22 protein-coding genes are annotated in these 21880 nt (G+C 37.2%); all 22 read right to left on the reverse strand.

Features of this window, described 5'->3' with window-relative positions:
• Positions 1–34: 34 nt before the first annotated feature.
• The 22 genes from mreD to BLR86_RS05305 all read right to left on the reverse strand — a co-directional run bounded on the left by mreD (position 35) and on the right by BLR86_RS05305 (position 21857).
• Positions 35–553, reverse strand: coding sequence for a rod shape-determining protein MreD (gene mreD, locus BLR86_RS05200; RefSeq protein ID WP_090758982.1), 519 nt, complete (start codon positions 551–553; stop codon positions 35–37).
• Positions 550–1431: a rod shape-determining protein MreC gene (gene mreC, locus BLR86_RS05205; protein WP_090758984.1), complete on the reverse strand. Its 882-nt coding sequence runs from the start codon at positions 1429–1431 to the stop codon at positions 550–552. Before mreC ends, mreD begins: the two co-directional genes overlap by 4 nt.
• Positions 1432–1461: 30 nt before the next feature.
• On the reverse strand, positions 1462–2484 hold the full coding sequence (locus BLR86_RS05210; RefSeq protein ID WP_090758986.1) for a rod shape-determining protein: 1023 nt from the start codon (positions 2482–2484) through the stop codon (positions 1462–1464).
• Positions 2485–2637: 153 nt separating this feature from the next.
• Positions 2638–3327, reverse strand: a complete 690-nt coding sequence (gene radC / locus BLR86_RS05215; RefSeq protein ID WP_045523430.1) for a RadC family protein — start codon at positions 3325–3327, stop codon at positions 2638–2640.
• A gap of 40 nt (positions 3328–3367) precedes the next feature.
• Positions 3368–3937 (reverse strand): Maf family protein, encoded by a 570-nt coding sequence (locus BLR86_RS05220; RefSeq protein WP_090758988.1) that lies wholly within the window; start codon positions 3935–3937, stop codon positions 3368–3370.
• Between the two features lie 224 nt (positions 3938–4161).
• Positions 4162–5250, reverse strand: a complete 1089-nt coding sequence (locus BLR86_RS05225; protein ID WP_139185570.1) for a hypothetical protein — start codon at positions 5248–5250, stop codon at positions 4162–4164.
• 112 nt (positions 5251–5362) lie between these two features.
• Positions 5363–5803, reverse strand: coding sequence for a type II secretion system protein (locus tag BLR86_RS05230; protein WP_090758991.1), 441 nt, complete (start codon positions 5801–5803; stop codon positions 5363–5365).
• Positions 5804–5836: 33 nt separating this feature from the next.
• A complete protein-coding gene (locus tag BLR86_RS05235; RefSeq protein WP_090758993.1) occupies positions 5837–6592 on the reverse strand; it encodes a hypothetical protein in 756 nt (251 codons plus the stop codon).
• Positions 6589–7377: a PilN domain-containing protein gene (locus tag BLR86_RS05240; RefSeq protein WP_139185571.1), complete on the reverse strand. Its 789-nt coding sequence runs from the start codon at positions 7375–7377 to the stop codon at positions 6589–6591. The genes BLR86_RS05235 and BLR86_RS05240 overlap by 4 nt, the downstream gene beginning before the upstream one ends.
• Positions 7374–8369 (reverse strand): type IV pilus biogenesis protein PilM, encoded by a 996-nt coding sequence (gene pilM / locus BLR86_RS05245; protein ID WP_090758997.1) that lies wholly within the window; start codon positions 8367–8369, stop codon positions 7374–7376. Before pilM ends, BLR86_RS05240 begins: the two co-directional genes overlap by 4 nt.
• Positions 8370–8385: 16 nt before the next feature.
• Positions 8386–9141 carry a prepilin peptidase gene (locus tag BLR86_RS05250; RefSeq protein ID WP_090758999.1) on the reverse strand — a complete coding sequence of 252 codons (756 nt, stop codon included), beginning with the start codon at positions 9139–9141 and terminating at the stop codon, positions 8386–8388.
• Positions 9141–9566 (reverse strand): type II secretion system protein, encoded by a 426-nt coding sequence (locus tag BLR86_RS26750; RefSeq protein ID WP_090759001.1) that lies wholly within the window; start codon positions 9564–9566, stop codon positions 9141–9143. Before BLR86_RS26750 ends, BLR86_RS05250 begins: the two co-directional genes overlap by 1 nt.
• A gap of 140 nt (positions 9567–9706) precedes the next feature.
• On the reverse strand, positions 9707–10912 hold the full coding sequence (locus BLR86_RS05260) for a type II secretion system F family protein (protein ID WP_090759003.1): 1206 nt from the start codon (positions 10910–10912) through the stop codon (positions 9707–9709).
• Entirely contained in the window at positions 10905–11954 is a 1050-nt protein-coding gene (locus BLR86_RS05265; protein WP_090759441.1) for a type IV pilus twitching motility protein PilT, read from the reverse strand. The genes BLR86_RS05260 and BLR86_RS05265 overlap by 8 nt, the downstream gene beginning before the upstream one ends.
• A gap of 13 nt (positions 11955–11967) precedes the next feature.
• Positions 11968–13629, reverse strand: a complete 1662-nt coding sequence (locus tag BLR86_RS05270; protein WP_090759006.1) for a GspE/PulE family protein — start codon at positions 13627–13629, stop codon at positions 11968–11970.
• Positions 13630–13647: 18 nt separating this feature from the next.
• Positions 13648–14940 carry a VanW family protein gene (locus BLR86_RS05275; protein WP_090759008.1) on the reverse strand — a complete coding sequence of 431 codons (1293 nt, stop codon included), beginning with the start codon at positions 14938–14940 and terminating at the stop codon, positions 13648–13650.
• A gap of 25 nt (positions 14941–14965) precedes the next feature.
• Positions 14966–15733: a hypothetical protein gene (locus BLR86_RS05280; RefSeq protein ID WP_090759010.1), complete on the reverse strand. Its 768-nt coding sequence runs from the start codon at positions 15731–15733 to the stop codon at positions 14966–14968.
• Positions 15734–16112: 379 nt separating this feature from the next.
• Complete coding sequence (locus BLR86_RS05285; protein WP_090759012.1) at positions 16113–17663, reverse strand: pilus assembly PilX N-terminal domain-containing protein; 1551 nt, start codon at positions 17661–17663, stop codon at positions 16113–16115.
• Between the two features lie 8 nt (positions 17664–17671).
• On the reverse strand, positions 17672–18103 hold the full coding sequence (locus tag BLR86_RS05290; RefSeq protein ID WP_090759015.1) for a prepilin-type N-terminal cleavage/methylation domain-containing protein: 432 nt from the start codon (positions 18101–18103) through the stop codon (positions 17672–17674).
• A 4-nt stretch (positions 18104–18107) separates the two neighbouring features.
• Positions 18108–18524, reverse strand: a complete 417-nt coding sequence (locus BLR86_RS05295; RefSeq protein WP_090759017.1) for a prepilin-type N-terminal cleavage/methylation domain-containing protein — start codon at positions 18522–18524, stop codon at positions 18108–18110.
• Between the two features lie 219 nt (positions 18525–18743).
• Complete coding sequence (locus BLR86_RS05300; protein WP_090759020.1) at positions 18744–20462, reverse strand: sensor domain-containing diguanylate cyclase; 1719 nt, start codon at positions 20460–20462, stop codon at positions 18744–18746.
• Between the two features lie 72 nt (positions 20463–20534).
• Positions 20535–21857 (reverse strand): bifunctional folylpolyglutamate synthase/dihydrofolate synthase, encoded by a 1323-nt coding sequence (locus BLR86_RS05305; RefSeq protein WP_090759022.1) that lies wholly within the window; start codon positions 21855–21857, stop codon positions 20535–20537.
• Positions 21858–21880: the final 23 nt, after the last annotated feature.

Below are 21880 nucleotides of genomic sequence, written 5' to 3' on the forward strand. Positions count from 1 at the left end.
TGTATTCTCCTTTTTTTAAAAAGAAATACACTTTTCATTCATCTCGTATGCTTTCTGCAAATTTTTCAAACTGACGCTTAAATGGATAGCTCACAATTACTAGAAAAACTGCATTTAGCAGGAGCGAAGGATAAAGACGCATCTTTAAAAAACTCATAAATTCGAGCGTGGTAATATGAATTAAAAAGTCCATTTCATAGACACCTAATTCGAGTAAGGCAATCCCCACTAAAGAAATCAGAAAGGCGACAATAATATTCGTCTGCAAGACATGCATAATTTTTGAAATAAGGTAGGCAACGAACGGAAATAGAAAAAAGTATATACCGATAATCTCAATCCAAACAATATCAAATAGCAGACCAAAAATAGCTCCATAAATAATTCCATATTTTCTGCCAGCATAAATAGTTAGAAATAATATTCCTGCGAACAGAAAATGAGGGACTAAAATGTAATCATGTCCAAAAACCTTTGGAGGGGCATATTGGACAAACATGCTTTCTAAAAGGAAAAGGAATAGAAACAAAAGAGGAAGCAGGAGTTTCTTCACAAATCCTCCTCCTCCCCTGCGCCCATTTCTTCAATAGTAGGCTGAGTCATTTTTCTTGTAATCACAATAATGTTTTCCAAATCATAAAAGTTAGCACCTGGTTCAACTAAAGCAGTTTGATTTAGTCCGTATTGGTCTGGCATCACATCAATGACTTTACCTATTTGCAAGCCCTGTGGAAATACACCGCCTAGACCAGAGGTGATAACATTTTGTCCTTTTTTAATTTCTACTCCTGAAGGAATCGCTTTTATTAATAATGCCTTTTTTTCTTTATCGTAGCCTTCGACAAGTCCATTTACATTTGTTTCGCCTTGGACGATGGCCGAAATCCGATTCTTCGGATCCATTGCGCTCAACAATTGAACTGTGGAGCTAAACTGGTTGACTGTTTTTACTTTCCCAATCAAGCCGTGTGCAGTAACAACTGCCATATTTTTTTTAATACCGTCTGTTTTTCCTTTATTGATAATAATCATTTCATGCCAACGATCAGGGTTTCTACCTATTACGGTTGCTTGTAAAGGTTCAAAATCTCTCAAGGTTTCTTCTTCACCGAGAATATCACGCAGCTCTTTATTGTCCTTTTCCAGCTCCTGCACCTGTGCTTCAAGGGTAACAAGTTTCTCCATCCGTGATTTTAATTCTTTATTCTCTTCATATGTATTTTGTAAGTCCTGAAGATTTTCAAAGAAACCTGCAACTAAATGAGCAGGCTTTGAAACCAGAGATTGCACCCAGCCGGCAGTGTCCTTTAGGAACTGCTCGGGCCAGGATAGTTTACTTCTCTCCCTTAACGAAAACCCAATCAATGCCACGAGAACAATAATGCTTACCAGCAAAACGATCAATCGTTTATTCAAAAAGAACTGTGGCATGATTATACACCTCTATTTTTACAAAATAATTTATCTTGAATCCTTGGCTCTGTTTTTAAATAATTGGATATGGTCTAACGCTTTTCCTGTACCTATTGCTACACAATCAAGCGGATTTTCTGCAATCAGAACAGGCATATTGGTTTCTTCACTTATCACCTTATCCAAATTGCTAAGCAGGGCACCGCCGCCGGTTAAAACAATCCCCCGGTCCATAATATCTGCAGCCAGTTCTGGCGGTGTTTTTTCTAATGTATTTTTTACAGCCTCAACAATGGCATAAACCGTATCTTTTAAAGCAACCGCAATTTCTTTTGCGGTGATTTCAATCGTTTTAGGTAGACCTGTCAATAAATCACGGCCGCGAATTTCCATATTTTCAATGCCTTCATGGTCACCAGCTGAACCAACTTCCATTTTAATTGCTTCTGCTGTACGTTCACCAATCATGAGGTTGTAATTTTTCCGGATAAAAGCAACAATTGCATCATCCATTTCATCCCCACCCACACGAATCGAAATGCTCGTAACGATTCCACCTAACGAGATAATCGCTACTTCTGTTGTACCGCCGCCAATATCAACGACCATACTACCAGTTGGCTCCCAAACAGGCAGGTTGGCTCCAATTGCCGCCGCAAATGGCTCCTCAATCGTATAAGCATCCTTGGCACCAGCTTGGCGCGTCGCATCAATTACCGCTCTTTCCTCAACAGCTGTTATCCCCGATGGCACACAGACCATAACATATGGCTTACCAGAGAAAACACTCTTACTTCTAATCGCTTGACGGATATGATATTTCATCATCGCAGCTGTTATTTCAAAGTCAGCAATGACGCCATCCTTCATAGGTCGCATCGCGATAATATTACCAGGTGTACGTCCAATCATGTTTTTTGCATCATTACCAACCGCCACAATTGCCTTCGTGTCTGTCTGCATAGCCACAACGGATGGCTCTCTTAATACAATCCCTTTACCTTTTACATAAACAAGGGTATTTGCCGTTCCCAAATCAATTCCAAGGTCTCTTGTCCCAATTCCAAACATAGTGTATCTCCCTTTCTGATACGAAAATAACCAAAGGTAAGTAAATATACCTTCTAATTCATGTATTTTTCTAGTAATTTAAATCGTTAACACGAAAGATGTCCTAAAAAATCATAACCATTATTATATCCTAACGTCAAATAAAATCATAGTTTATAAATACCCTTTTTCTTTGAGGCTGACAAATTTATTCTCACCGATGATCAAATGGTCGAGGACATCAATCCCAATCATTTTTCCACATTCCACCAGTCGCTTCGTCACCTCGATATCTTCGCGGCTCGGTGCTGGATCTCCGGAAGGATGGTTATGGAGGCAAATAATCGAAGCAGCTGATCGTTTCAAAGCTTCGCGAAAGACCTCGCGTGGGTGTACGATCGAGGCGTTTAAGCTTCCAATAAAAATCGTTTGTTTATGAAGCACTTGGTTTTTCGTATTGAGGTATAAGCAAACAAAATGCTCCTGCGAAAGAAAGCGCATATCATTCATCACATAATTTGCACCATCTTCAGGAGAACGAATCACATAGCGGTCAGTATAATTTAAGTTCGCTATCCTTCTGCCAATTTCAACGGCAGCGAGAATTTGGATCGCCTTCGCTTGCCCGATTCCCTTAATTTCTGTCATTTCTTCTAACGTTGCAGCCTTTAGAAGCCGTAAGCCTTCGAAATTTGTCAGCAGCCGGTTGGACAATTGAAGTACACTTTCATCCTTTGTACCGGTTCTAAGCAAAATTGCAATAAGCTCATGGTTCGATAAACTTTCAGGACCATTCTGAATAAATCGTTCTCGTGGTCTCTCGTCTTGAGGAAAATCTCGGATCATTAATGAATTAGTGGACATTCTATTTCCTCCCTTATTTAGGGAGTTAAAGAACTAGCTGTTACGACAACTGGTAGCCCAACCTTTTTAATTCGCGATAAGTCATCGCAACCGGCAGGCCAACAACCGCAAAATAATCTCCATTAATTTTTTTGACAAGCATGCTTCCAAGCTGCTGAATGCCATATGCCCCTGCTTTATCAAACGGTTCACCACTTTGTACATATGACTTGATTTCCTCGTCCGTCAACTCCCAAAACCAAACTTCTGTTTTTTCATAAAAACGCGTTGTTCCATTTGGAGACAGGATGGATACACCAGTGTAAACGTCATGCCTTCTACCTGAAAGCATTTTTAACGTTCTAATCGCATCTGCCTCATCTACTGGCTTCCCTAACACTTGACGATCGGCAACGACAATCGTGTCGGAACCAATGACAAATGAATGAGGATTTTCTTTAAAAATAACCTGTGCTTTTCGCTCGGCAAGATCCATGACTACGTCCTCTGGAGAAAGCGTTGGATCAAAGCTTTCATCTACTTCACTGCTTGAGATCGTGAATGTTATTCGGAGGTTTTCTAGAAGTTCTTTTCGCCGTGGAGAAGAAGAGGCTAAAATGAGGTTTTGCATTCAATCACCTTACCTTTTGCATCAATTAGGGAGATACATGTTAATCGTATCAGAATTTGTTGAAGCGTACAATTTTTATATCATTAAAGTTTGAAGAAAAATGTCAGATTATGCAAAGTATCATCTTTAGTTATATAAATACTTTGTTTCAGAGCAAATAGCCTGTCGATTTCAGACAGGCTTTAGTCGGAAGTAATTTCCCGGAAAATATCAGCTTTTGTCGACTATAATGAATAATAAGTACTAAGAAAGTTTAGTAAATGCTGTTGTGCTTCAACTATACTAGTTTTATTCTTCTTTTCTTGAAATGCTTTCACTTTCTCTAAGGCACTCGATAATTCAGCGTTTAGAGTTTTAACTTTTTCATTTTTCAGTTCTCCAGATGACTTCAATTTATCTACCAGACTCGTGACTTCTTTACTAGCTTCAGCTGAGATGCTTCCCGAAACAATGGCATTGGCAGTCACCTTTGCCAGCTGTTGAAACATCGCTGGTGAATCTTCTAAAAATCCTTTTTCACTTTCATTTATATCGGATACCGTCTTTTCAGCAATCGGGATTTGTTTTGGCAGAACATCATCAAAGCCATTTGCTTCATAATAACCTTCCATTTGCTTTGCTGTTTCAAAAGAGTCTGCCACACCTAAAAACAAAAACTCTTTCTCGCTCATTGCAATAGTTTGTGTTGGGGCACCTTTTCCCTTTGCTTGATTAGCACCTTCAAGTGCTTTCTCTTTGTTTGAAAAAGCTCCACCTTGGACAATAAACACAGTCTGAGCACCTAGAACAACAGATGTGCTTTTTCCACCAGTGTTTTCGGAGCCTTTATCCGATCCCTTCTCTGCCCCCTTATTAACAACCACCGGCTCAACGACTGCTGGTTTACTGTTGTCATTATTGACTAGCTTAAGCATAAGAACTCCAAAGCTTGTCCCAATCAGAACTGCAAAGAGAATTGTCACTAAAATCGATTTTACCAGACTCCCATTTCGCTTCTTTGAAAAGGTGGAGAAAGTTACCGGTCTTTTACTCCCACCCTTTTTTTGATTATGGCTGCTTACAATTTTGTATTCTTGGATGTCCTGTTCTGCAGATTCAGGAATAATCCAGTCAAAGCTTTCATCGATAGGTTCTTTTGCAGCAGCAGTTTCTAAAAATAGTTCCTGCTCATTGAAATCCTCGTCAATTATGATTACTTTATCAAAAGAATTCTTAGTAGATTCTTTTTCCTTTTTGATGGGCTCTTCTGAGAAAGTTTGCGTTTCTCCATTTAATTTTATCTTAATAGTATTGCCACGATTCGGCTTGTCCACAAACACATACTCCTCCCGCTACCGATAGCTAATTTCTTCCATCCTATCACAGAGGCAAAAAAAAATAACAAGACTTTTGTCGTCTTGTTACACAATGCTTTCGCCAATTTTTTTAGTTTTCCACTTTAATTTTCACTTTAATAAGGTCTACTGAAATTTTATCAATATCAGTGCAGAGGCTACGGTTTTCTCCATTTAGACAAACCGTTAAGATTTTTCCATCAGTTACTTCAACATAAGTGTCTTCTGACGGTGTTAATGCATTACCTGTATAAGGATCGTGGAATTTATTTATATAATTTAAATTATATAAATCTTCATAGGTGATTTTAATTACACTATTTTTATCCTCTTTTTTTTCATCATTAAGGTACAAATCAGCCGCATGTACAACTGCTAATGCATTATTCACAAAGGTCTTGTCTTTTGAAACAGCGATTACATTCGATATTGAAACAAGACCGATGGAAGCAATAATACCTAAAATCACAATGACTGCCAACACTTCAATAAGAGAATATCCTTTTTCATTGTAATGAAATAATTTTTTCATAGTAATAACCCTTTGTACTGTGTATTTAGAAGGCTAATTCTCACTAATATCTGAAAATGCATTTAGCGGATTTTTCTTATTGGCTGGTGCCGGAGCATCGATTTTTGGAAGCTCAGCAATTAAATCATCTAAGCCTGGCAGGTAATAAGCAGTTACCGTAAGAGTATACGATAAAGGTTCGTCAACTTTTTCAGGATCAAGAGTTGTAACCTCTTCTCCACCAGTGTAATTAATCGATTCAACCACAACAATTCGCTTTAACGATTCAAGTGTTTCGATAAATTTTTCAATGTCTTCATACGTAGGTGATTCAACACTTAGAGTCACAGTTAATTTCTTTAAACCTGTTGTAGGTGCTGGAACTGCTTGCTCAGCTTGTGTTTCCTGGATGGTTTTAACCTCAGGATCTTCAGTACTCTCAGTAGCAGGAGGAGTTGCTGGTTCCATCAGTACATCAGCATCTTTTGAAAAACTCATGCTGCTAATCTTACTATTTGAGACGTTCTCCGCCTTTTCAAGGTCTAAAATAAACTGTTCCTGTAAAGGGCTTACGGGAACCTTTTTCTGTAGTTCTCTAGTATCTTCAGTTACCTTTTTTGTTTCATCCAGTTTTTTTTCACCCATGACCTCTAGTAGTTTTTTCTCAGAAGCAAGTGTTTGTTCTTTCATTTCTAAGTCAGATTTCAATGGTGAAAGCTTAAGGAATTGCGCAAAGACAACCAGTAAAACAATGAGTAGAATACCAACCAATAAAGTAAGTTTATGCTTTTTTGAAAAACTTAGTTTCATGATTGTGTCACTCCTTCGTCATCTTCGCTCCCTTTACTGAGTAGCTTCTTAATCGTTTCCTTATTGAACTTAATTTCAAATTGTCCAATATACCTTGGTAATACATCCACTTGTTGCTGTTGAGCAGCAGTTGATGTTTCTTGGACAGCGGTCGTATTCGGATCAACTGGCGTGATAATGATACTATTTGGGTTATTCGGGTCTGTTGTGACAACGATCGATTGGTTATTTAGGCTCGTACTAGTTTGTTGACCATCAGTACTCTGAGAGGCTGTTGATGGTGCTGCTTCTTTGGTTTCGTCTTGCTCCTTTGCAGTCAGAGAACTTAGATTAGCGTCACCAATCCATTCAGATTCATTTAAATTTTCTAAGAAATAAGCAGCTTCTCTTACGCTATCAAATTGAACGGAAATAGTGACAGTTCCCACCTCTGTATATGCAAAGGTTTGGATAAAACCACGTTCTGGCAATAACCCTGTCAAATGCTGCATAACAGGAATGGTTTGAATGGGATAGCTATTCGCCCACTCAACAGCGCTTTTTAAAAGTGTAACGGACATTGCCGAGTGACTTGTTTGTGCATTCTTTTCTTCTATAACAGCCAAATCCTTCGTCATCTTAATTTGACTATCGATATTAGCAATATCACTTTTGGTCGATTGGATTTGTAAGAAATAATACGTACCTAGGGATAGAAAAATGACTGTCAGAGCAGCAACTAAAATTAGAAAACTTGTTTTCCTCGGTTCTTTTTGGGGAAGCAGGTTAATTTCTACTAACATCATTTCACCTCTTTTAAAGCGAGACCTAAAGATAATAATAGATTAACCGGTACGCTTCCTGTTTTACCCTTTTCAATTCCTTCTAGCTCAATCTGCTCGACTAGAATCTCAAATCTTTCTTTCATTTCATCAAAAATCGCTGATAACATTGGATGATCACCATGTAAAAGAAACCTTGTGATATCCTTTTTCTCGTTGGATAGTGTATAGCGATAAAAATCGACTAACTTGCTAATTTCATTCAAAATATCTTCAAACTGGAGAGCTAATTCTTCCGTATCACCAATGAATTTAAATAACATAGTGCCGGTGCTCTCCTGTTTAATATCCCATTTCTCAATATCAAAAGGAAGTGGGAACTGTCTCATAACAAGCGGAACGGTATCTTCAAAAATACATAAGTTGACACTTGTTAAGTCGAATTGCACCGTAAACAACACATCATTCTCCCTCGCATGACCGAGTTGATAAAATAAACGATACAAGGCAAGTGGTGAAATATCAGCTGCAATGGGATTTAGCTTCAGACTAGAGAATAACTCTGCATATTCCATTACATATTGTTCTGGGGCAGCAAATAAAAGCAAATCATTTGTCTTCCCGTTATTAGTGAGTGGAAAATAATCAAAGACAGGCTCCTCAAAAGGAAGATGTATACTTGAACCAAGTTCTAAATATAGGTATCCTTTGATTTCATCATCCTGAATATCCGCTGGTATGGAAACTTTACGGATGATCACAAGTGGATCAGGCACAAGGAAACGGACCTGACGCCCTTTTATTTTCAACTCATCAATACACTCTTCCAGTATATTTGCTAATGAATCAATATCTGTAATCTTGCCCTCGGTAATCACACCCGGGGGAAGGAAGCGTTCGCACCATTTTTGTGCAGCAGGGGGGTTCGCTTGTTTTAATTCAACAAAACGAACAGAATGGTCATTTACTACCAGGTTTACGATTCGATTTTTGGATGAAAAGAGGGAAAATGCCATATTTATTACCCCTTACTTAAAAAGCTGTATTAAGAAATTGTATATATAAATCGATGAGTTCCGAACCCCAATAATAAGCCGTCAGTGTCCCGGCTGCAATAAATGGACCGAACGGAATCGGTTGCTTTCTTTTAACAATTTTAAAAAGCAGTGCCAAACCGCCAATGACGGCTCCAAATAATGTAGAAAAAAAGAAAGATAGAAGTACTAGTTTAAAACCTAGGACAAAACCGAGTACTGCATATAATTTTACATCCCCCATACCCATACCGCCTTTGCTAACAAGAGCAACTATGAGTAGAAGCACGAAACCAGTTATAGCTCCAAACAAGCTATCCCACCAAGGTGAGAGTGGCCAAATAATTCGTTCCAATAAAAAAATCCCTGCAAACCAGATTAAGATCTTATCAGGGATGATCATATAGTGAATATCAGATACAACAATTATGATAAACATTGAAATTAGCGTAAGTGCTACCACTAACTCTCCGGACCATCCAATTACAAGTGGTGCAGTTGCAAACAAAACGCCAGTCAATAACTCAAAAAACGGATAGATAGGAGAAATCCGCGACTGACAGCCGCGGCATTTCCCTTTTTGAAATAGATATGAAATTACTGGTATTAATTCATATGGTTTTAATTGATGCCCACAAGTCTGACATGATGAGCGTGGGACGATAATTGATTTCTTCAATGGTACTCTTAAACCAACTACATTAAAAAATGATCCTAGCAGTATTCCATATAAAGAAAGTAGACAATAAAGCATTATTTTGCTTTTTCAATAAGATCTTGCTCAGTTAAATCAGTTTCAGCGAGAGTTGTATTAATTGGATGAAGTTTTAATGTATAAGTGAATACTCCAGTAGCATCCTTTTCCACTGTAACTGTGAATAAGTCAGTAGAAGGAGCATCAACACGATCAAGATATTTCATTAGTTGATCTCTTGTTAATATTTCAGAAGGGTCAGCAGTTGTAAATGGAACATTTTCGTTTGCAATATACATTTTTGCAGCATTAACAATTTGTACACCTTCTTGAGCCTGAGCCTTTATTTCTGATTTATTAATAACACCTGAAATAGCTGGCACTGCAATTGCTGCGATAATCCCTAAAATAACGATTACTGCAAGTAATTCAATTAATGTAAAACCTTTTTGTTCTTTAAGTTTTGAACCTAGTTTTTTTAACATTTTACATCTCCTTTTGGTTCTATGAACCTAGTATTATTTCTCTATGAGTATACAATAATTGTAAGCTAATGAAAAGAGAATTTTATCTTATTTTGTCTTGATATTAACATATTTGTAACATTTACTAGTATTTTGTTACATTAACTCATTTGGTCAAACATGGAGAACATCGGCATCATGATAGAAAGCACGATCACTCCTACCACGCCTGCAAGGAAAACAATCATAAGTGGTTCAATTAAGGATTTTAGCCGATCAGTTCCTTGCTCAACTTCTTTCTCATAGAACTCCGCAATTTTTGACAGCATTGAATCTAATGCCCCTGTACTTTCCCCAATCGATATCATTTGTGTCACTAGTGGTGGAAATGCCCAGTGAGTCATCATTGGTTCTGTCATCGAGCGACCTTTCTCAAGAGAACCTCGAGATTCTCGAATGACTCTGGCAATCACTTCATTTTCGACAACCTTTTCCACAATCGACATTGCTTGTAAAATAGGCACGGAACTAGAGAATAAAGAACTAAGCGTTCGCATCATTCGTGCTAGTGCTGCTTTTTGCAGCATATTACCAAAAATCGGCATTCGTAAAAGAAAATAATCTAAATAATATTTAGTTTTTTTATTTTTCTTCATATACATAATACCGATTACAAATCCTAAAACAATCAGCAATATAAGCCACCAAAATGATTGCATAAATCCACTAGCACTTAAGACAAATTTCGTAATCCCTGGAAGCTCAGCCCCCATATCCTCAAACATTGTAACAAATGTTGGAACAACCCCAACCAACAAGAAGATTACTGCCCCAATTGCAAGTACCCCAATAACTGCAGGATACGTCAAAGCAGATTTCACTTTTGACACCGTATCATGCTGCTTCTCAAAATCGTCTGCTAGTTTTTCAAGTGTTTCATCCATATTTCCCGCAACTTCGCCCGCTTTTACCATATTAATAAACATCGAGTTAAAGATCTTTTTATGTTTTGCAACTGAGTCTGAATATGGATTTCCTTCTCGTAGGTCCTGCTCCACTGCTATTAATGCCTTTTTCAGCGCTTTACTTTCTGTTTGGACGGCAAGAATTTCAGTGGCCTCAACGACTGTTACACCAGCTTTCATTAAAGTAGCAAACTGCCTTAAATAAATGACAAAATGCTGCAACTTTACTGGGTTACCTATTGTCAGTTCCATTGTAAGCAGGGTTTCAGGAACCTCAGTCATTTCAATTACACGTATTCCGTCTTCCTTTAGTTTAGCCATTGCCTCCCTTCTGGAAGCAGCGGTTATTTGTCCCTCTTTTTTCCCACGTTTGTCGCGTCCTGAATATTTAAATCTAGCCATCCATCATCATCTTTTCTTGTAGATATTTGGTTGCTGCTTCTTTTTGAATTAAGTTACGGTCAATTAAGTCTCTTATACTCATTTCAAGCGTATGCATTCCTTGAGCACGTGACGTTTGCATTGTACTCTGGATTTGATGGATTTTTTCATTCCGGATTAAATTTGCGATAGCCGGGTTATTTACAAGAACTTCAGTAGCTGCTTTACGCCCTTTTTTATCAACAGTAGGGAATAAGCGCTGGGAAATAACCCCCACTAATACAGATGCCAATTGAACACGTATTTGTGGCTGCTGCGCAGGTGGAAATACGTCGATAATACGGTTGATCGTTGATGGTGCACTGGATGTATGAAGTGTTCCCAATACAAGGTGACCTGTCTCTGCAGCTGTAATCGCAATACCGATGGTTTCTAGATCACGCATCTCCCCTACCAGAATAATATCTGGATCTTGGCGAAGTGCACCTTTTAAACCATTTGCATATGATTTTGTGTCAAAGCCAACCTCACGTTGGTCAATAATTGAGTTTCCATGCTTGTGTAGATATTCTATCGGATCTTCTAACGTAACAATATGCTTTCGCATAGTTCGGTTCACATAGTCAATCATCGAAGCAAGTGTCGTTGATTTACCACTACCTGTCGGGCCTGTTACAAGGATTAATCCTTGAGGTTTCTCAACGAGCTGTGGGATTATTGGTGGTAAATCTAAATCCTCAATGGTAGGCGTTTTTGATGCAACTACCCTCAGAGCCAATGACACACTTTTCCGTTGATGATAGGCATTTACACGAAAACGCGACAATCCTGGAAGACCATAAGAGTAATCAAGCTCTCCTTTTTCCTTAAATAAATCATACATGTTTTCCGGGATAGTTATTTTTGCAATTTCCTCTGTGTCTGGTGGTAGCAAGATGTCCTTACCATACCGTTTCATATCCCCATTTATCCGAAAAACGGGCGGGACACCGACGGTAAGATGGATGTCAGATGCCTTAAATTCTAACGCCGCACGCAGTATATTCTCTATTTTTTCTCTCATCATGTTTGCTCTCCTACTCCAAAATAGCTACACGCAATACTTCTTCTGTGGTAGTTACCCCTTGTTTTACCTTTAATAATCCATCATCAATCAAGAAGATGGTTTTATTTTTTATCGCATGCTCTTTTAATTTATGAGTTGAATCTTCATTCATAATAATCCTGCGCATATCATCATTCAAAACAAGCACTTCATGAAGGGCAACACGTCCTTTATAACCAGTCATATTACAAGATTGACAGCCTTTACCGCGTGTGATTTTTTCGATTTTCATTCCCCGGCGAGCAAATATATCAACTTCACGTTTGGTAGCTTCTTGAACCTCAGCACAGTCACGGCACACCTTACGAATTAACCGTTGTGCAACAATTCCTGTTAATGATGACGCAATTAAAAACGGTTCAACACCCATATCAATTAACCTTGTAATCGTACCTAAGGAGTCATTGGTATGTAGTGTACTAAGCACTAAATGTCCAGTCAAAGAAGCTCGAACGGCGGTCTCTGCAGTCTCTTTATCACGAATTTCACCGACCATAATAATGTTTGGATCCTGCCTAAGAATCGACCGTAAACCGGCCGCAAAGGTCATTCCCACATTCGTGTTTACCTGAATTTGATTAATTCCTTCAAGCTGATATTCAACTGGATCCTCAATCGTAATAATGTTCACTTGTTCGCTGTTTAATCGATTTAGTGCGGCGTAAAGGGTTGAAGACTTACCAGAACCAGTTGGTCCTGTAATTAAGACAATCCCTGTTGGCTGTTCAATCATCTCTGAAAAACGTTTAAGATTAAGAGCATTAAAGCCAATTTTGTTTAAATCATTTAGAGCCGCTCCCATGTCCAATATCCGCATTACAATTTTCTCACCGTAAACTGTCGGCAGGGTAGAAACGCGAAGATCGACAGGATGGAAATCCAAATTCATCTTAATCCGTCCATCCTGTGGAATACGGTGCTCAGTAATGTCAAGATTGGAAATGATTTTAACCCTTGCAGTTAGCACGCTGCGCATATGTCGAGGCAATACACGTTCAATTCGAAGTACACCATCAACACGGTAACGAACAACCACCTTCGTTTCCTGAGGATCAATATGAATATCACTAGCCTTCTGAATAACCGCATTGGTTATGATCTGATTAACTAGACGCACAATCGGTGAATCAAGGTCATTTATATCATCGTCACTCCCCCGTTCACTAGGGGAAATCTCATCAAATAGTTCCTCAAGACCTTCGTCAACATTGTAATATTTATTAATCGCCCTTAAGATACCCTCTTTCGTTGCAATTGCCGTTTCAATATGAAAGCCAGTTGAAAGACGGAGGTCATCAATTACGATGAAATCCATTGGATCCACCATGGCCACAAAAAGTTTATTACCTTCCTTTTTCAAAGGAACAATCAAATTACGTCTAGCTGCTTCTTTTGATATAAGCGAAAAAAGATTCGTATCAAATGGATAATGCATCAAGTTAATATGTGGTATCCCTAATTGATACTCCAAAACTTCCGCCAACTGCTGATCAGTAATTAAGCCTCTTTGCAGCAGGGCATCCCCTATTTTTTGGTTAGGGGCCTTTTCATCCAATGTAGATTGAAGCTGTTCTGGGGTAATTAACCCTTCCTCAATTAACAAATCTCCTAGTCGTCTTCGCGATTGTTTCATTTTATATCACTACTTAGATTATTTTGGTTGTTCATTTGGTTTCCCCCAAAGGTCATCATCCGAATTCTGTTCGTTTATTTCCGGAGATGTAGTTGATGGATCTCCAGTAGGATTAGTTGTTGCCGTGCTAGGTGTTTCTGTTGATGCCTGTTGTGTTCCTTTTAGACCATGAATTTCAACCGTAAAATCAGGTGCGTAATAATCCTCTGATAATAATTCACTGTTAATCAATAGCTCACCTGAATAAGTTTCCCGGATGATTTTCACAATTTGCCCATCTAAACCATTATTTTGCACCTTCGTTTGGCCTGGAAGGAGTAATGGACTATATTGAACAATTGTTTTAGGTTTTAATTGTTGTTCATCTTTTTTGATAATTTTATAATCGTAAAGGAACTGTTGGCCCGTAAGCGTAACGATTAAATCTTTATTCTCTAACTTTAGTTGTATCGTGTATGGAGTGGTATTTGGGTTAACAATGATTAAATCAGCACCGTCAGAAGTATTAACCTTGGCTTCAAATCCTACAGCAGTATAATTTGTAAGTGCGTGACTGATATTTCTTTCCATAATCTTAAAATTTGTTGGTAAGATTGACTGATAGATACCGGTTGCTATCAGACTTAATGAAGATGAACTTTCGATTTTCTGCTGCTTAGCAAAGTCAAGCAATGAAAAAGTCGCACCTTCAGCAATCTGCAATTCAGGGTTTGCTATTAAAATTGCTTCTAAATCATTGGGGATTTCTGTTAACTGAACAATCGCTTTACTAATTGCATTATCTTTATTACTAGCGTCAGCAATTAGATAATCAATATTCAAATTAAATAAATAGGAACCTGGTTCGAACTTTGCTGCCGTACTTACTAAATCTGCTTTTAGTTTTGTCAGTTCAAGTGTATCCAAATCTAGTTGTGGAAATTGAAGGCGAACTTGATCCTGAACAGGCATGATATCAATGGACATCGAGACTGTATTGTTTTGTCCGTCCTTGATAGCGTAAACCGATTGGGTTGCATCAAAACTAAAAAGGTTTACATCGAATGGTACAATTTTTTCACTATACTGCAGTTCAAACTTTGTGTTTTTCACCCATTCCACATACTTTTCATCTAACAAAGAGATTGTCTCGCTTTCAGTTTTTCCAGAAACATCGATTGAACCAACGGTTGTACCATCCGAGTATTTTCCGTCAGAAGTATTGGTGAAATTTTCGAATGCCTTAGCACCAAAATGGGAAGAACTAAAGATAACTGCCGTAGTTAAAAAAAGGACAACAAATAATTTAATGAATGGTTGTTGTTTGCTCAAACTTTATGCCCCACTTCTTTAAAAGTTACTTTTGTAATTCAAGCACTTTCTTTGTTTTGCTTTCGTCATTATCAGTTGTTGCCGCAACGTCTATATCTGCAAATAATTCGTCTAATTCAAAGTCGTCCAATTCAGATTCTATGATAGGGCTTCTTTCTTCATCCTTAACTAAAGTTAATTCTGCCAGTTCATCTAGCCAGCCTACTTCATCCTGTGAATCTACCTTTTCTTCTTGTAATTCTACCTTCTGTTGGATACTATCCTCTAGTAGACTTTCAATATCTGATAAATAACCAACCTCAAGTTCAGTATCTTCTATGACTTCCTTACTTTTGCTATCAAGTTCTCGATCCTGTAAGAAGGAAATATCTTCATCTAGAGATTCGACAGAAATAGTATTTTCAGCTGTTTTTAATATTGAAAAAGGAGCGGAAATTTCCAGTTCAGAATCCATTAATTCTATATCTAACGTTTTCTCAGTTTGTTTTGATAGAATAAATGAAGAGTCACTATCTTCAAAATCAACTTTTTCTAATAACTTCTCTTTAGTCAAATACAAGCTTTTCGCCATTCGACTATCCATTATATAAGCTGCAAAAAAGGAAAGAGCGAGTAGGATTAATAATGTTTGCCCTACAGGAATGGTCGAAGTTGCTGCAAGTCCCCCCAATGCTAACAAGCCACTTGTTACGACAACGATAAACTTTCCTTTAGTGGTATATCCAAGTGGTAATAAAAAATGAATTAATAACATCAAAAGCATAGAACCTAAAACCCAAATAATTGTTAGCATTCATTCACATCCTTATATTAGTGAATTTATTCTATAAAACTACATTTTCTTCCAAAAAGTTATAATTTTTTATTGCAAATACTAAAATTAGACAAAATTCGTCTACTAAATATTGTATTATACTTTTTACTAGTTTAAAAGTGGGTGAAAAATATTTATTAAATACATATCAAACAACAAAACTCATTCAAAAGCTCGGGAATTTTTATCAATTTGGAACCAGTTTTTTCTGGATTTCATCTATTAATCGTACAAATTTGCGTTCTTTTTACCCTTTTATTACTTGACCAACACTTAATCCCCATCCTTCCTAGTGTTCTATTAGGTCAAGATAAAAGGTGCCCCAAAAGTTGTGGGGCACCTTAATTGAATTTGAAAATTATTTTTCTCTAGTCGGTGCAGATATAATTATATCTTTAGGGTTCACTGAACCACCTGATCCTATTTCAATAAATGATGGTACAGTATCCTGGTTTAGACCAGTATCTGGAAAGGTAACCTTACTTCCCCCAGATCCAGAAAAAGAATTAGCGATAATTGTACCAGTAATCGTTCCACCTTCAGATGCAATAAAATCTGCATTTGGAGCATAAAATAATTGTGTAATCGCCTCTGCTCCACCTTTTATCGTTACTTTATTTCCCCCAGATACAATATGGCCTTGAAAGCCGCCACCACCAGAAAAAATTAGTTCTGCGGACTCTGCAAATAAAGAACCATATATTTTCTGATCACCCGCAAGGATAAATGGTTTCGTTCCTTTATAAAAAACTTCAAGTTTTTTTACCTGTTCTTCTATCAATCTACGCTTTTCATCAGCAGAAGCCTTTTTAGGGGGATTCACAATTTGATCAGAACTATTGATTAAACTGCCAGAACCCATTGTAATGTTATTTCTAACATAAATCGTTAATTTCCCCTTACCAATAATATAGATTTTCCCATTCGTAACATTTAAGTGATCTACAACAATACTTTTATCACTATCTTTTACGTTTATAAACAGTCTATAATTTGAATTGAGTCTTATTTCAGAAAAGGACATATTGCTATCCATATCTAATACATAATCTTCAACTTGCCAACTGTCAACTCGTAGTACACCTTTATTTATTACTTTATATTCATTATGGCTTTTATCCGCAGGAATCGGATAAGATGGAAATGTAGGGAAAACAGGCATATTAAATGTTTTTATCGACTGCATATTAATTATAGGGTTATTAACTATCATCGAATCTGGTTTTTTAAGAACATTTTTCTTTACTGCAGTAGGTCCGACATATATATTTCCCGAAATTGTGGGGCCTCCATCTAATTCGATTGATCCAGCAGTATTTAAATTAGTTCCTAACCCACCTACGATTCCGCCTCCCCCAACTAATTTAATAGTATTTTTGGTAAATACTGCAGTATCTGGGATAGAAAGAGAATCTTTAGGTTTCCAAGTAAGTTGAAACTGTTTCTCAACTGTCCTTGAGCGTTTATCAATTGCGCCGATAGATGTAATTTTGTACTCTCTAGTGATAGCGGAGTTAGGATTGTTATCTAACCTATCGATTCTTATATTTGAAACAGGTTTTTGTTGACCAAATGTTGCCTCAAACTGATCATAATTTGGAAGATTATTAGTGTTAACCTTATAGTTACTTTCAAATTTACTAAAAAAACTAGTTTGATCGGAAGAATCTTTATAGAATCCCTCAATATTTTTAGTAATATCATTCATGATATATGTTACACCGGATTCTGCAATATAATATGATGATTGGGTACTCCGTTCACCCGAACTCATTTTCACATTGCTTGCTGCCATCCCCATAAGTGATAGTCCCATTACAGACATCACAACTAAAACTAATAAAACTGTAATTAAAGCCATGCCGCTCTCATTTTTTAATTTGTTAATTTCTAGTCCCAAAAGTTTCATTTATTCACCTACTCTCTTAAGTTAATAGTTGTTTCAGGAATATTTTCTACAGATATTTTAATCTTCGTTCCATTTTGTGAGAAATCAAATTTTTTTATATCAGAGATAATGATGTGATTACCTGCTTTGTTAATTTTTATCAGATTATTATCTTTTAGTGTGTATGCATCCGTGCCATTGATTTCTAGTCCTTTAGTTTTCGTTTTAGTAACGTCATCAATAACATCAATAACCACTGCAGTTTTAGCTTTGCGAATTTCTTTTGTAATAATATTTAAAGCTAACCTTTCATTAGATTGGTCTTGGATTACTTCTGATTGGAGATACATTTGTTTTTGACCAAACATGTGTATAGAACCTGCAATAAGTAAAATCATTGACAGAATAGCTAGGGCAGATAATAGTTCAACTAACGTAAAACCTTTTTCATTATTATTCATCCAATCACCCACTACTTTTCCAATTTAATAACATCTCCATTTGAGCTTCTAGCTTTGTTTTTTTATTATCGTTATACACCTTAACCTTAACTCTTACTAAAGGATCATTGACTGCGGAGGTTAATTCTACTTCAACATAATGAGTAGACACATATTTCACATAAACAACTCTAGTTTGATCATTTACACTTCTAGAGTAACCAGTTGGAATTGGTAAGGTTGCTAGTGTGTTATTTGACCTTATTATTCCATACATTTCTTCCATTGCTGTTTCTGCGATGTAGGTTGTATCTATAATTTTTTGAGCTACTTGGTTTGATTTGGACGATTGGATGAACAAAGATAAGAACGAAATAATAATTATTGATAAAATAACCATCGAAGCTAATATCTCAATTAGAGTCATCCCTTTTTCGTTCATGTCTTATCATCCTTCGACTATAATTTTAGTAAAATATATCTATTAATATTTCTATTATTTGTTTTTTTTTGTAAATATTTTGATATAAATGGCATCTTAAGTTTATCAATTAGATAAATTTATATCAATAGAAATCATAAACAACCATTATTATACAAACTAAGGGACCATGAAATTATTCCCATGATCCCTTAGTCTGTTTATTAAATTACAAAGTTGCTAACAAGACGAATACTCCGCCACCCGATTTCTCCCTGCCCGCTTTGCTCCAACATATAGTGCTCGATCAGCATGCCGAACCAGTGCGAGCGGGTCCTCAGCATCCTCTGGTGCTGTTGCAACACCGATGGAGGCGGTGATTTTCACCTGGTGTTGTTTTAGTTCTAACGATTCCTGTAAGGTAAACGGCCAGTTGGCAATGGCTTGTCTGATCATTTCAGCCATTTGATAGGCTTCTTCTTTATTTCCCTCGGGCAGTAAGACGACAAATTCCTCGCCACCGTAACGGGCTACAGTTCCGCGTGAGCCTACTATTTTACTGAGCCTATCTGCAAGTTCGATAAGTATTTCGTTCCCACTTTGGTGCCCATACGTATCGTTGACTGCTTTAAAATGATCGATATCAAGGATGATTAGCGATAATACACGCCGTTCAAATTGATATAGTTTATTGAATTCTTCTGTTAATAATTTTTCAAAGTAACGATAATTATATAATTTGGTTAGTGCGCAGTGTTCGCTTTGCATTTTTGTGATTTCATAGTGCTTCGCATTTTCCATTGCCACGGCAAAATAAGAACAGAGAATATCAACGATCATCAACTGATATTTTTCATAGGCGCGTTTGCGTTTAGAAGCCAGCATTACCACTCCGATTACCTTTTTATTTCTAACAATCGGAACCGCTAATACACTTTCTGCATCGGAAGGGATATACCCAGTCGAGTATCGTTTCCATTGCTTACTTGTTGAATACAAATGTGCTTTCCCTTTTGACCAAACATAACCGCTAATTCCTTCATTCTTTTTGATCCTCGGCATGTTCAAGGGTAATTCCTTACACTTGCCCTTGATGCTGCGAACTAGATGAAGTTCATCCTCATTTACTACATCGAAGATAAAGCCATAGTCCACCGGAAGCATTTCACTGAGCTTTTCAATTAACAAATCAAGAACACCGTTCACTTCGAGACGCTCTGCCATTTGATGGCCAATTTCAGCGGCTTGCTGCAAATATGCGTTCACTTTTTCACTAGAATAATAGAGGTTGAAAATGATCGATAAACTAACAAAAGGAATACCAACTAATAACAGTGGCAATAATCCTCCTTGGTTATAAAGCATGTACAAGACAATTCCAAGCGGCAAAGTAATTAATGTAGTTATCGTTTCAACAATGAAATCCTTTCCGAAATAGGAGCCCTTACTTTTATAAATAAAATAGAGATAAAATGAAACGATAACCTGATTTAAAAAGTAATTTAAGACTGCATATGTCGCTGCAAGCCATATTGCATGAGGATTACTAATTAATTCTGGTCCTGTCTTACCGCCAAGCAAGTAATATACAGCACCACTTATTAATGAAACTAGAAAAAACATAATAAAATTCAATGGCAGGCGAAATAATTGATCCTTTTGAATTCTTAATTTAAGCAGGAGTACGATCACTGCCGCTTGGGCAAAAACCATTTCGACAAATAATCCAAAGCTTAAAAAAGTAGCTAGCGATACCCACTGTATTAAAAAGATCGGGGTGTTATTAATGACCATTGGCATGGAGGCAACAACTAAAGTTAAAAGTAAGAAGGCAATAAGGTCTAGCCATTGGCCAGAGAAATTAGGAGGATAGGTATGGTAAGTAAACCACATCCCTGCAGGGACCATTAACAACCATACGAGAAATATTACTTTTTTCATTCGTGCATTTACTACCATTCTACTCCTCCTCCTTTCTCCCATTATTTAGAATTCAAGATGTATTTATTTTACCAAAAATACTTTAGCTTGTCATAGTGAAATTACATTATTTTTCAATAATTCACTTAAATATGGTTTCGCCTCTGAAATGAAATACAATGATCCCGTTACGACGAGAATCTGATTTTCCCCTATGGTTTGGATCATTTTAGCAAGATGTGATTCCCATTTATCTACCATTACTTTATTTTTCGAATGACTTATTGAATACAATTCACTTGCCTTTGCTGCACGTGGGAAATCAAATGAGACAAAGGATAATTCATCCGCAATTTGATCCAATTGGGCAATCATCTGATCAAGTTTTTTATCTTTTAATGCGGCAAAGACAATATGAATAGTATTGTTAGGATAACGATTTGATAATTCTTGGACAAGTGCCGAAATACCCTCATCATTATGTGCACCATCTATAATGACGAGTGGACTTTTTGAAAGGATTTCAAACCTGCCTGGCCAGTATGCAGTCTTTACACCTGTCCTAATGGCATGCTCACTGATTGAAAAATCACCATCATGATTGATTGATTGTGCAGCCATGACCGCTAAAGCAGCATTTTCTGTTTGGTGCTGGCCAATCATGCTGATTTCTAGCTGCTCTAGTGTTTGTTCAGGACTTTTTAGTGTAAAAACCTCACCATTTTCTTGTGGGCTGTGCGAGATAATCGTAAAGTCCTGATTCAATCTATAAAGTGGGGCACGCTTTTTTTCAGCCTGTTCTTTTATTACTTTAATGGCATTTTCATTTTTTACTGCGGTGAAGGTTGGAACCCCTGCTTTGATAATTCCAGCCTTTTCAAAGGCAATTTCCTCGTAAGTATGACCTAGGATATTGGTATGATCCAAACCAATGTTTGTGATCACCGAAGCTATTGGCTGAATAATGTTTGTTGAGTCAAATCTTCCACCCAAACCAACCTCATACAAAACAATATCCACCTGATTGACATTGGCAAAATAATAGAACGACATCGCTGTGATGACTTCAAACTCGGTTGGTCCACCCAGTTCGGTTTCTTCTAATTCATCTGCAAGCGTACTTATTACGTTCGTTAGTTCAAGTATCTCTTTATCACGAATCGGTTTCCCATTAACAGAGATACGCTCATTAAATTGTTCAATATAAGGAGACGTAAATGTCCCAACGGTATATCCTGCCGCCTCGAGAATACAGCGAAGGTAGGTTACCGTCGATCCTTTGCCATTTGTACCGCCAATATGGACGGTTTTTATTTTACGTTCTGGATGGCCTAATCTTTCCATCATCCATTCCATTCGGGCAAGACCTGGCTTAATGCCGAGCCTTAATCTTCCATGAATCCAATCAAGGGCTTCGCTATAAGTCGTAAACATCTATGACACCCCATTATATTTTC

Origin of the sequence: Bacillus sp. OK048, assembly GCF_900103525.1 — a bacterium.
Classification (GTDB): domain Bacteria; phylum Bacillota; class Bacilli; order Bacillales; family Cytobacillaceae; genus Neobacillus.

Bases quoted from the DNA above. Each gene is read 5' to 3' on its own strand.
- pilM (WP_090758997.1), bottom strand. From the start codon at position 8,369: ATGGCATTTTCCCTCTTTTCATCCAAAAATCGAATCGTAAACCTGGTA.
- BLR86_RS05280 (WP_090759010.1), bottom strand. From the start codon at position 15,733: ATGCTAACAATTATTTGGGTTTTAGGTTCTATGCTTTTGATGTTATTA.
- BLR86_RS05305 (WP_090759022.1), bottom strand. From the start codon at position 21,857: ATGTTTACGACTTATAGCGAAGCCCTTGATTGGATTCATGGAAGATTA.
- BLR86_RS05290 (WP_090759015.1), bottom strand. From the start codon at position 18,103: ATGAATAATAATGAAAAAGGTTTTACGTTAGTTGAACTATTATCTGCC.
- BLR86_RS05240 (WP_139185571.1), bottom strand. From the start codon at position 7,377: ATGATGTTAGTAGAAATTAACCTGCTTCCCCAAAAAGAACCGAGGAAA.
- BLR86_RS05260 (WP_090759003.1), bottom strand. From the start codon at position 10,912: ATGGCTAGATTTAAATATTCAGGACGCGACAAACGTGGGAAAAAAGAG.
- BLR86_RS05300 (WP_090759020.1), bottom strand. From the start codon at position 20,462: ATGGTAGTAAATGCACGAATGAAAAAAGTAATATTTCTCGTATGGTTG.
- BLR86_RS05250 (WP_090758999.1), bottom strand. From the start codon at position 9,141: ATGCTTTATTGTCTACTTTCTTTATATGGAATACTGCTAGGATCATTT.
- BLR86_RS05270 (WP_090759006.1), bottom strand. From the start codon at position 13,629: ATGAAACAATCGCGAAGACGACTAGGAGATTTGTTAATTGAGGAAGGG.
- BLR86_RS05295 (WP_090759017.1), bottom strand. From the start codon at position 18,524: ATGAACGAAAAAGGGATGACTCTAATTGAGATATTAGCTTCGATGGTT.
- BLR86_RS05285 (WP_090759012.1), bottom strand. From the start codon at position 17,663: ATGAAACTTTTGGGACTAGAAATTAACAAATTAAAAAATGAGAGCGGC.
- radC (WP_045523430.1), bottom strand. From the start codon at position 3,327: ATGTCCACTAATTCATTAATGATCCGAGATTTTCCTCAAGACGAGAGA.
- BLR86_RS26750 (WP_090759001.1), bottom strand. From the start codon at position 9,566: ATGTTAAAAAAACTAGGTTCAAAACTTAAAGAACAAAAAGGTTTTACA.
- BLR86_RS05265 (WP_090759441.1), bottom strand. From the start codon at position 11,954: ATGAGAGAAAAAATAGAGAATATACTGCGTGCGGCGTTAGAATTTAAG.
- BLR86_RS05220 (WP_090758988.1), bottom strand. From the start codon at position 3,937: ATGCAAAACCTCATTTTAGCCTCTTCTTCTCCACGGCGAAAAGAACTT.
- BLR86_RS05210 (WP_090758986.1), bottom strand. From the start codon at position 2,484: ATGTTTGGAATTGGGACAAGAGACCTTGGAATTGATTTGGGAACGGCA.
- BLR86_RS05230 (WP_090758991.1), bottom strand. From the start codon at position 5,803: ATGAAAAAATTATTTCATTACAATGAAAAAGGATATTCTCTTATTGAA.
- mreC (WP_090758984.1), bottom strand. From the start codon at position 1,431: ATGCCACAGTTCTTTTTGAATAAACGATTGATCGTTTTGCTGGTAAGC.
- BLR86_RS05235 (WP_090758993.1), bottom strand. From the start codon at position 6,592: ATGAAACTAAGTTTTTCAAAAAAGCATAAACTTACTTTATTGGTTGGT.